Source organism: Sphingomonas sp. Ant20 (assembly GCF_000783375.1).
Taxonomy (GTDB): domain Bacteria; phylum Pseudomonadota; class Alphaproteobacteria; order Sphingomonadales; family Sphingomonadaceae; genus Sphingomonas; species Sphingomonas aerolata.
Genome location: NZ_JRVI01000171.1, coordinates 1 through 9921, shown reverse-complemented (window position 1 = coordinate 9921; position 9921 = coordinate 1). Strand labels below are relative to the sequence as shown.

The 9921-nt window shown below is 65.9% G+C and carries 9 protein-coding genes and 1 pseudogene; 7 read left to right on the top strand and 3 right to left on the bottom strand.

The annotated features are described in order from the left end of the window. Positions 1-117: 117 nt before the first annotated feature. From NI18_RS16785 to NI18_RS16775, 3 genes are read right to left on the bottom strand one after another with little or no spacing between them, the layout of a single operon-like run. Positions 118-753: an FAD:protein FMN transferase gene (locus tag NI18_RS16785; RefSeq protein ID WP_037531625.1), complete on the bottom strand. Its 636-nt coding sequence runs from the start codon at positions 751-753 to the stop codon at positions 118-120. Between the two features lies 1 nt (position 754). Beyond that, positions 755-2065 (bottom strand): Gfo/Idh/MocA family oxidoreductase, encoded by a 1311-nt coding sequence (locus NI18_RS16780; RefSeq protein ID WP_031439705.1) that lies wholly within the window; start codon positions 2063-2065, stop codon positions 755-757. Positions 2066-2078: 13 nt separating this feature from the next. Beyond that, positions 2079-3476, bottom strand: a complete 1398-nt coding sequence (locus NI18_RS16775) for a DUF1080 domain-containing protein (protein ID WP_081874157.1) — start codon at positions 3474-3476, stop codon at positions 2079-2081. 276 nt (positions 3477-3752) lie between these two features. Between NI18_RS16775 and NI18_RS16770 the strand changes: the two genes are divergently transcribed. The 7 genes and pseudogenes from NI18_RS16770 to NI18_RS16750 form a co-directional block, all read left to right on the top strand. After that, positions 3753-4499, top strand: a complete 747-nt coding sequence (locus tag NI18_RS16770) for a FadR/GntR family transcriptional regulator (RefSeq protein WP_031439703.1) — start codon at positions 3753-3755, stop codon at positions 4497-4499. A gap of 212 nt (positions 4500-4711) precedes the next feature. Further along, on the top strand, positions 4712-5563 hold the full coding sequence (locus NI18_RS24590) for a TonB-dependent receptor plug domain-containing protein (RefSeq protein ID WP_052149283.1): 852 nt from the start codon (positions 4712-4714) through the stop codon (positions 5561-5563). Next, entirely contained in the window at positions 5560-6099 is a 540-nt protein-coding gene (locus NI18_RS24585) for a hypothetical protein (protein WP_052149282.1), read from the top strand. The genes NI18_RS24590 and NI18_RS24585 overlap by 4 nt, the downstream gene beginning before the upstream one ends. Continuing rightward, positions 6054-7742: a TonB-dependent receptor gene (locus NI18_RS24580; protein WP_052149281.1), complete on the top strand. Its 1689-nt coding sequence runs from the start codon at positions 6054-6056 to the stop codon at positions 7740-7742. The genes NI18_RS24585 and NI18_RS24580 overlap by 46 nt, the downstream gene beginning before the upstream one ends. Positions 7743-7931: 189 nt before the next feature. After that, positions 7932-8375 (top strand): VOC family protein, encoded by a 444-nt coding sequence (locus tag NI18_RS16760; RefSeq protein ID WP_052149280.1) that lies wholly within the window; start codon positions 7932-7934, stop codon positions 8373-8375. Between the two features lie 187 nt (positions 8376-8562). Then, positions 8563-9092 (top strand): annotated as a pseudogene (locus NI18_RS16755) (2Fe-2S iron-sulfur cluster-binding protein). Further along, positions 9089-9921, top strand: an 833-nt coding sequence (locus NI18_RS16750; RefSeq protein ID WP_037531620.1) for a xanthine dehydrogenase family protein subunit M, incomplete at its 3' end; no start/stop codon positions are given. The pseudogene NI18_RS16755 and the gene NI18_RS16750, both read left to right, overlap by 4 nt.

Sequence of the window (9921 nt, the reverse complement as noted above, 5' to 3'; positions counted from 1 at the left end):
CGCGTGCCGCATCGGCGACGAGCAGCGCGGTGCTCATCGCCTCCGCTATGCCGCCGCTGCGATCGATCGCCACGGTACAGCGCGCCGCGGTCACGATCCCGCCATCGGTGGGGCGGATCATCGCCGCGCGCTCGGGCGCTGCGTGCCGGCGCCGACCGTCGTCGAGATCGAGAGCGCCTCGTCGACCAGCTCGACCTCGACCAGCACCGCGTCAGTGCACGACGGATCGGGGATCGCGAACGGCCACCCGCCGCCCAGCGGATGCTCCCCGATCACCGCGATCGAGCTTTCACCCGCGGACAGGCACGCGCAGACGACGCCCGCCTTGCGCAGCGCGGCGCTCGCGCGGTCGAGTGCGAAGCCCTTGCCGAATCCGCCGAAATCGAGCGCGAGCGGCCGGGTCGCGGCGATCCGCGCGGTGCTGCGGTCGAACACGAGATCGCCCCAGCCCGCCCCGGCGAACCGCCGATCGGCGGCCGGATCGAACAGGCCTAGGGTCAGCGCATGCGCCTCGTCGATCGCGACCAGCGCGTCGATCAATACCGGATCGTCGATCGCGACGCCGTGCCCAGCGAGCAGTTCGTCGTTGAGCGCGGTCGTCGGCGACGGCCGGTGGATCGTCAGCGCGTCGTCGACGCTTTCGATCGCGCGCCGCGCCGCGACCATCACATCCGCAGACCCTGAACCGAAGACGTGAAGCTCGATCCGCGTCCCCATCGCGACGAAGCGCTCGACCCGCGCGGCGATACCCACGTCAGGCCTTGACCTCCCAGCCAGGTTCATAGGCGACCGACCACAGCTTCATCGCCTCGGCACTGCTCGGCCTGCCGGTCGCGGGATCGACGGTCAGCACGCTGTTGGTGCGATAGGCCATGTTGCCCAGATGGCAGAGAGTCGTGCTGATATGCCCCTCGGTGATCGGCGAGTTGAGCGTGGTGGCCTTGCCGCGGATCACATCGACGAAATTGTTCGCGTGATAGACGTCGAGCACCCCCTCGCCGACCGTGCCGGTCGTCTCCGACGTCGCCTTGGCCATTACCTGCCGGATCGACTTGCCCGCCAGATCATAGAGTTCGAACCCGTTGCGATCGACCACCGCCGACCCCTTTGTCCCGAGCAGCAGCACGCCGCGGCCGCGGCCATAAGTCTGCATCGCGTTGCAGCTCTGCCCGTTCCAGCGGATCACGCGGTCCTTGTCGTAATTCAGGTCGAGCGACAGCGAGTCGTACATCTCCCAGTCGTCGCCCGCGTGGAAGCGCTTGGCCCCCTTCGCCTCGACCTTCGTCGGATAGGTCAGGCCCATCAGCCAGCGCGCGATATCGAGTTCGTGCATTGCGTTGTTGCACAGCTCGCCCGTTCCATATTGCCAGAACCAGTGCCAGTTATACGGCACCAGGTTCGACCGGTACGCCGCACGCGGGCGCGGGCCCTGCCACATGTCCCAGTCGAGCGTCGCGGGCGGTGCGACCTGCTGCCCCTTGCCGATCGATCCGCGATTATTGGCGTACCAGGTCTGCGCCTCGTACACGTCGCCCAGCTCGCCCGCCTGGACCAGCGCGAGCAGCTGCCGCGTCTCGGGGCTCGACCGCTGCTGGTTGCCGACCTGCAGCTGGCGCCCGGTGTTCTTCTGCGCGGCGATCATCGCCTCGCCCTCGGCGGGCGCGATGCCGATCGGCTTCTCGCAATAGACGTGATGGCCCGACTTCATCCCGTCGACCGCCAGCTTGGCGTGCCAGTGATCGGGCGTCGCGACGGTGATGATGTCGATCGCCTTGTTGTCGAGCAGCTTTCGATAATCGCCTTCGGTCCGCGGCGCGGCATGGCCCTTCGCGGCAAAGGCCGCCGCGCGCTTGGCCAGCACCGCCGAGTCGACGTCGCAGAAATGCGTGACCTCGACGTTCGGGACCTTGGTGAACGCGCTCATATGCGCCTGGCCGCGGCTGTTCACGCCGACGATCGCGACGCTGAGCCGGTCGTTCGCGCCCTTGATCCGTGCATAGCTGCGCGCGGTCATCGCCATGCCGAGCGTCGCGCCCGCGCCCTTTATCATCGTCCGACGGTCCATCGCTTGATCCCCCTTAGAGTGTACGCAGCTTGATCGACCGGAACTCGACCCGGTCGCCATGATCCTGCAGCAGGATCGGCCCCTGCACGGCGTCGCCGAACCCGGCGATCCCGGCATATTTGCTTTGTGCCACCAGCGCGCGGAACGCCGGCGACCCGCGGTCATATTCGACCATCTTGAAGCCGTTCAGCCAGTGCTCGACACGCGCGCCGCGCACCACGATCACCGCCCGGTTCCATTCGCCCGGCGGATTGATCCGCTTGCCCGGGCTTGCCGGGTCGGACAGGTTCTTCGCCGCGATCAGATCGTAGAGCGAGCCGAGCGTCCGGTTGCCGTCGCGACCCATCTTCGCATCGGGATGCCGCGCATCGTCGAGCAGCTGATATTCCAGCCCGAGCGCCTCGCCCTTGCGCTTCAGCAGGCCGGCATCGACGAAATACTTGATCCCGCTGTTCGCGCCGGGTGCCAGCTTGAAATCGACCGAGAGCTCGAAATCGCGATATTCGCGCGTCGTGACGATGTCGCCGCCGCCGCCGTCTACGCGCAGCACGCCCCCCGCCATCGTCCAGCCCGTCGTTGGAAACACTGTCCCCTTCGCGCCGCGCCAGCCGGCACCGGTCTTGCCGTCCCACAGCAGTTTCCAGCCTTCGCGCTGCTCCTCTGCGGACAGCTTATTGCTCAGCCAGCCCTGCTGCGGCAGCGCGGTCGCGGGCATCGCGTAGCGCGCCGGCGCATCGGTGATCACGCGGACGTTGCGGAACCGCACCTCGGGATGCCGCGCGGCGTCCGCGTCGGGGATCGCATGGACCTGGAACGCGATGAACCCGCGCGCATCGACATCGTCGACGGTATCGGTCGCGGGCACGCCGTTGATCCAGCTGCGCAACCGCGTGCCGATCGCCTCGACACGGTAGTGGTTCCAGTCGCCCGAGCGGAAGGTCTGCCGCGCGGGCGCGTTGCGGCCGAGCGTATACAGCCATTGCCGGCGCTGTTCGTCATACATGCCCGCGCTCCACGCACGTGCCGACGGATCGATCTCGACCTGATAGCCGTGCACGACGCCGCTGCGATAATCGGGCCGGCTCTGTCCGCGGATCATCATCCCCGAATTGAGCGCAGGGTCGGTCTTCGCATCGAACTCGACGATGAAGTCGCCATACTGCGCCTCGGACACGAGCCAGCTATTGGTCTTGCCGGGCTCGGCGCGCCCGATCAGCTCGCCATTCTCGAACGCGTAGGTCGCGTTGCCGCCGGTCGCGCGCCAGCCGGCCAGCCCCGCGCGCGGGGTCACGTCGCGCCACGGTGCTTTTGCCTGATCTGTGGAGGATTGAGACGCAGGGGCCGCGTCGACCGACGGCAGCAGCAGCAACGGTGCGGCCGCCAAGGTCAGAATTGCGAGTGCTCGAACCATTCGCCTCCCCTTTTCTCTTTTCTGCGAGCACGGGCTGGGCAGCCCTATCCGGACAGGTCCGGTCGTCTCGCATCGTTTCACCGCCGACATGTCGCTGCCGTACGTCTCTCCAAAACCGACCCTAATTTGTGGTCGGGCCACATGCAAACAGATTGTAAGGCATTTTATCGATGTTTCCGCTGGTTCGGGGCTTACCGGACTTGACGATGCCGGTGTCCGCGCGATGTAGGGGACGGCGCCGACGTTCAGGCTGCCGTCTATCGAACGAGGAATGCAATGCAGGACGCTGAAGGCGGCGGTAAACTCTACCGCAAGATCGTGCAGGCGATCATGACGGACATCGCGGACGGGGTATTCCAGGTCGGCGGTCGCCTGCCCGCCGAACGCGATCTGACGGAGCGGTTTCAGGTCAGTCGCCCGACGATCCGCGAGGCGATGATCGCACTCGAGATGAAGGGCATGGTCGAGGCCCGCAAGGGCTCGGGCGTGTTCGTGCTGGCATCGTCATCGAACGACTCGGAGCAGGAACTCGATATCGGCGCGTTCGAGATCACCGAGGCGCGTCGCCTGCTCGAAGGCGAAGTCGCCGCGGTCGCCGCGACCGAGATCACGGAGGAGCAGCTGGTCGAGCTACGCGGTCTGCTGGCGCAGATGGATCAGGACGACACGATCGCGGCAGAGGACGCGGATCGCCGGTTCCACATCGCGATCGCCGAGGCGACCGGCAATGCGGTGATCATCTCCGCGGTGGCCGACTTCTGGGACATGCGCTTCCGCTCGCCGCTCGCGCGCGAGGTCTTGGCGAAGGCGGGAAGCCTCGGCACGGAGAACCGCATGGCCGAGCACGGCCGGATCCTGACCGCGCTGGAGGCGCGCTCGCCGGTCGACGCGCGCAACGCGATGCGCGATCACCTTGCGCGTGTGATCGACCACCTGCTCGACGTCACCGAGACCGAAGCGGTCGAACGCGCGCGGGCCGCGACCGTCCAGCGCCGCCGTGCCCTGGCCCGTCGCTCGGTCTGACCCGCCCCCGCGTCTAGAGGTGCATGCTGTCAAATCGCGGCTACGGATGCGCCTCAAAATATTGGTCAAACTAATTGTCTGACCAAATGATTCCATATTGTCATATTTCTGTGGCCCTGATACCTGACGACCTACGCCGACCCTAGAAAACTGGGGCGGCAAAATGTCGGGCCGCGCCGACTCAGCGCGACCGGCCTATCGGGAGAGGGTCCTTGAGCCACAAGAGCTTCGATAAGCGCATGCTGCTTATCTCGACGAGCGTCATTGGTCTGTTGGTCGCCGCGCCGGCCATGGCCCAGCGAACCGCGGGCAGCCAGGTGCCGCAACCAGCCGACAGCCAGACGAGTTCACCCGATCCTGTCGACCCAACCCAGACGTCCGAGCCGGAAAACGCCGATATCGTCGTGACCGGGTTCCGCGCCTCGCTGAACAACGCACTGAACCAGAAGCGTAACGAGACCGCCGCGATCGACAGCATCGTCGCAGAGGATATCGGCAAGTTCCCCGACTCCAACCTCGCCGAGTCTATGCAGCGCATCCCCGGCGTCGCGCTCTCGCGCGGTGACGGCGGCGAGGGCCGCAATATCTCGGTCCGCGGCCTCGGCGCGCAGTTCACGCGCGTGCGCATCAACGGAATGGAAGGCGTGTCGCAGGTCAGCGGCACCGACATTCGCGGCGGCGTCGCGACCGGCCGTTCGTTCGACTTCGTGACCTTCCCGACCGAAATCTTCTCGGCACTGTCGGTCCGCAAGACGCTGTCGGCCGATGTCGAGGAAGGTTCGCTGGGTGCGACGGTCGACCTGCGCGCGCCCAAGCCGTTCGACCAGAAGAAGAGCTTCGTGCTCACCGGCACTGCGCGCGGTATCTACAACGACATCAGCAAGAAGGCCGATCCGCGCCTGTCCGCGCTGGTCTCCAAGCAGTTCGGCGACACGTTCGGCATCCTCGGCAGCATCGCCTATTCGAAGCGACATATCGCCGAATATGCCTATTCGGCCGCCGATGTCGTGCCGACCACGGTCTATGGCCAGGCGCAGCTGCGGGCACCGCGAATGCCGGCGTGATCTTCCCCTTCTGCACCCCGGTCGGCTACAGCTTTCGCGGGGCCGCGACGAACAGTCCGACCGCCGGCTACGCCCAGCCGAACGGTACGCCGATCGGCGCGGACGCCAATAATTGCAGCACTGGAAATCCGCGCACGAGCACGGCGGCGGCCTATGATTATGTCATGAGCCGGACCGGGGTGAACGGTCGTCCGGGCGGCGGCGTCTATCTCCCCCGCCTGCCGCGACCCGCGAAAAGCGACCAGGAGCAGCAGCGTCTCGCGGGCACCCTGACGCTGCAATGGAAGCCTGGCGACAATACCGACATCTCGCTCGACGGGCTGTATTCGCGGTTCAAGGTGGATCGGCTCGACACCTATTTCGATGCACGCTCGTTCGGGCGCGCGATCTCGAACAACGGCCAGCCGCTGACGTCGGTCCGCGAGATCGAGGTCGATGACAATGGGTCGCTGATCCACGGGCTGTTCGACGGCGTCGATCTGCGGTCGAGATGCAGCAGGAGAAGTTCACCTCGACCTACCGCCAGGTCAATCTGAACCTCGACCACCGCTTCTCCGACACCGTCCGGGTCTATGGTCTGGCCGGCATCAACCAGTCGCGGCTCGACGTCGACCGCCTACAGGTCGCAATCGATGCCAACGACACGCGCGACTTCTCGATCGACTTCCGCGACAATCCCGACATTCCGAAGATCGGCTACGGAATCGACACGACCAATCCCGCGCTCTTCCAATATGGCCCGCCGCTCGCCAACGGCGACCAGCGCGGTCAGCTGTCGAACTTCATCCGTCGTAACACGATCACGAGCAAGACCTTCGAACTCAACGGCGAATGGGAGGCCGCCCCCGACTTCACGCTGCAGATCGGCGGCCAGTATCGCACCAACAAATATACCGCGCGGGAACGGCAGCTCGCCACCAACACGCCACTCGCGCTCCCGTCGGGCGTGACGCTCGCCAGCCTCACCACCGTGACGACTGGCATCGGCAGCAACCTGGACGGGCTGTTGCAGGATTTCGTCTCGATCGATCCCGAGAAGTTCCGCGACGCGGTCGGGCTCGACAACTATGTCTATTGCAGCCTCGAATGCGCCAAGGGCACGTATGGCGGCGTCGATGAGAAATATGCCTCGGGCTATGCGATGGTGAAGTTCAACACCGCCAACTCGCTGCCCTTCGCACTGCGCGGCGATGCGGGCGTACGATACGTCCATACCAAGCTCGACACCTACGGCCCGATCACCTCGGCCGCGCCTGCCGGGTCGCTCTATCCCTCGCGGTTCGTGATATCGGAGGTCGGCCGCAGCTATGACGACTGGCTGCCGTCGGCGAACCTCGCGCTCGACATCACGCCCGAGCTGATCGCGCGCGCCTCGGTCGCCCGCGTCATGTCACGGCCAGCCTATGGCCAGCTGATCCCCGCAGGCTCCGCGAACCTCGTCATCCAGACCGCAACCTTCAGCAATCCCTTCCTCGAGCCGATCCGTGCCAACACGTTCGACGCGGCGCTCGAATGGTATTTCGCCAAGGGCTCGCTGATCTCGGTCGCGTATTTCTACAAGAATATCGAGAGCTACATCCAGACGACCAGCCAGGCGGTCGCGTTCCAGGATATCGGCCTGCCGCTGACGCTGCTCAACGGAACGCAGTTGCGCCCGACCGACGTGTTCACCGTCCAGCGGAGCAACAACACGGAGGGCGGGCCACTGCGCGGGTTCGAGGTCAACGTCCAGCTGCCCTTCACCTTCCTGCCCGGCGTGCTGCGCAATTTCGGCGCACTCGGCAACTTCACGCGGGTCCGGTCGAACATCAACTACGTCATCTCGCCGACATTGTCCCGGACCGCGCCGCTGGTCGGGCTGTCGCCCGAAACGGCAAGCGGGACGCTCTATTACGAAGACGACAAGTTCAGCATCCGCTCGACGGTCAACTATCGCGCGGCCTTCCTGACCGCCGTCCCCAGCGGCTCGGTCGACGCGGATTCGACCGCCAATGCGAGTTCGATCTTCGTCGACGCCTCGGCCTCGTACAATCTCAACGAGCATATCAAGTTGATCGCCGAAGTATCTAACATCACTGACGAAACCAACCGCCTGACCGTCGACACGGTGCGTCAGGATCCGCTCTACACATCCTATTTCGGCCGTACCTACGCGCTCGCGGTCAATTTCCAGTTCTGAGGACTTCATGGTTCTGGTCGATATCGGCGCGCCCCCCCCTGCCGATGTCGACCCGATCTCCGGGTGCGCTGCACGTCACGTGCGGCGCACCCGGTTCTTTCTTTGACGACGGTGCCGACGGCGCGCCGCATGGGTCCGGGCCTTCATCGTCACGAACGCGCTGAACACATATTTCAGGGATCGGGCCTCATGATCGTGCCATCCATTCTACTCGCGCTTGCAGCGTTGCAAACGACAGCGGCGCCAGCGGCGACCGCCGAGCATGTCGCGATCCAGGCAGCGGACATCGACCGCAGCGCGGCCTTCTATCATGAGGCGTTCGGCCTGCGGATCATCCCGACGCCGCTCAAGAACCGCCGCTGGCTCGATCTGGGCAACGGCCTCGCGCTCCACATCCTCGACGGCCGTACGACGCCGAAACCCTCGAACCGGAACGAGCATCTGGCGCTGCACGTCGACGATCTCGCCACCGTCATTGCCTGGCTCGACCGGCACGGACGCGTCTGGACCGACCTTGCGGGCACACCGCACACGATGCAGCTCCGGTTCGACGGCGTCCGCCAGATCTATGCGCAGGATCCCGATGGCTATTGGCTGGAGATCGGGGATGCTCGCGGCACTGCGCCACGATGACGTGGCGGCCGATCTCGACCAAGGTTATCGAGCGGCGCCTCTCTTGGCCGCCGCCGCACCGCATGGACGAGCACGCTGTTTGATCTTTTTAGATTTGCGCTGCACCCCGAGCCCTGAAAGACATCAGCACGACACATAAACTGGTGTACGCTGCCCCTAGGCGCGGTGCGCCACAGGAGAGATCGCCATGTCGTTCGTTGTCAATGGAAACGCCGTCCCGGGACCGGCGGATCCCCGTGTATCGCTGCTCGACCACCTCCGGGAGACGCTCCACCTGACCGGCACCAAGAAAGGCTGTAATCAGGCGCGTGCGGGGCCTGCACGGTGCTGGTCGATGGCGAGCGGATCCTGTCCTGCCTCGCGCTGGCGGTCCAGTATGACGGACGTGAGATCACGACGATCGAGGGCCTGGCCGAGACCGCGGCGCTTCACCCGTTGCAGGCGGCGTTCATCGAGCATGACGGGTTCCAGTGCGGCTATTGCACACCCGGGCAGATCTGCTCAGCGATCGGCATGGCCGCGGAGGTGCGCCGCGGCGTGCCAAGCCATGTCAGCGCCGACCTCGCCGCCGACGTGGTCCTGACCCGCGACGAGATCCAGGAACGAATGAGCGGCAATCTGTGCCGTTGCGGCGCGCATAACGGCATCATCGATGCGATCCAGGCGACGATGGCGCCACAGGCGACAGCCGAGACGAGCGCGGAGATGGCGGCATGACGCCTTTCACTTACCTGCGTGCCGATACCGTGAACGATGCCGTACGACTGGGTGCGGGCGAAACCGCGGCCTTTCTCGGCGGCGGCACCAATATCGTCGACCTGATGCGTGAGACCGTCGCCCGCCACGAGACATTGGTCGACGTGACCCGCCTGTCCGCTGCGGTCACCGAGACGGCAGAGGGCGGACTGCTGATCGGCGCGGCCGCTACCAACACCGCGGTCGCCGAGCATCACGGCGTGCGAACGCGCTATCCCATGCTGTCGCGCGCGATCCTGGCGGGGGCGTCTGCGCAGATCCGCAACATGGCGACGGTCGGCGGCAACCTGCTGCAGCGTACGCGCTGTACCTATTTCTATGACACCGACGGATCGCACTGCAACAAGCGCGTGCCCGGTACGGGGTGCGATGCCCGCGAAGGGTTCAACCGCATCCACGCGATTCTCGGCGCATCCGATGCCTGCGTCGCGACGCATCCCTCCGACATGTGCATTGCGCTGACCGCGCTCGACGCAGTCGTGCATATCGAGGGACGCGACGGCGCGCGGACGCTGCCCTTTGGCGAGCTGCACCGCCTGCCCGGCGATCGGCCCGACCTCGACACCGTGCTGGCGGCAGGCGAGCTGATCACGGCGATCGAACTGCCGCCGCTCGGTGTCGCGGCGCGCTCGACCTATCGCAAGGTGCGCGACCGGGCGAGCTACGCCTTCGCGCTGATCTCGGTCGCGGCGGCGATCGAGATGGACGGCGACCGGATCGCCGACGTCCGGATCGCGTTCGGCGGCGTCGCGCACAAGCCATGGCGCGCGACCAAGGCGGAGGCCGCGCG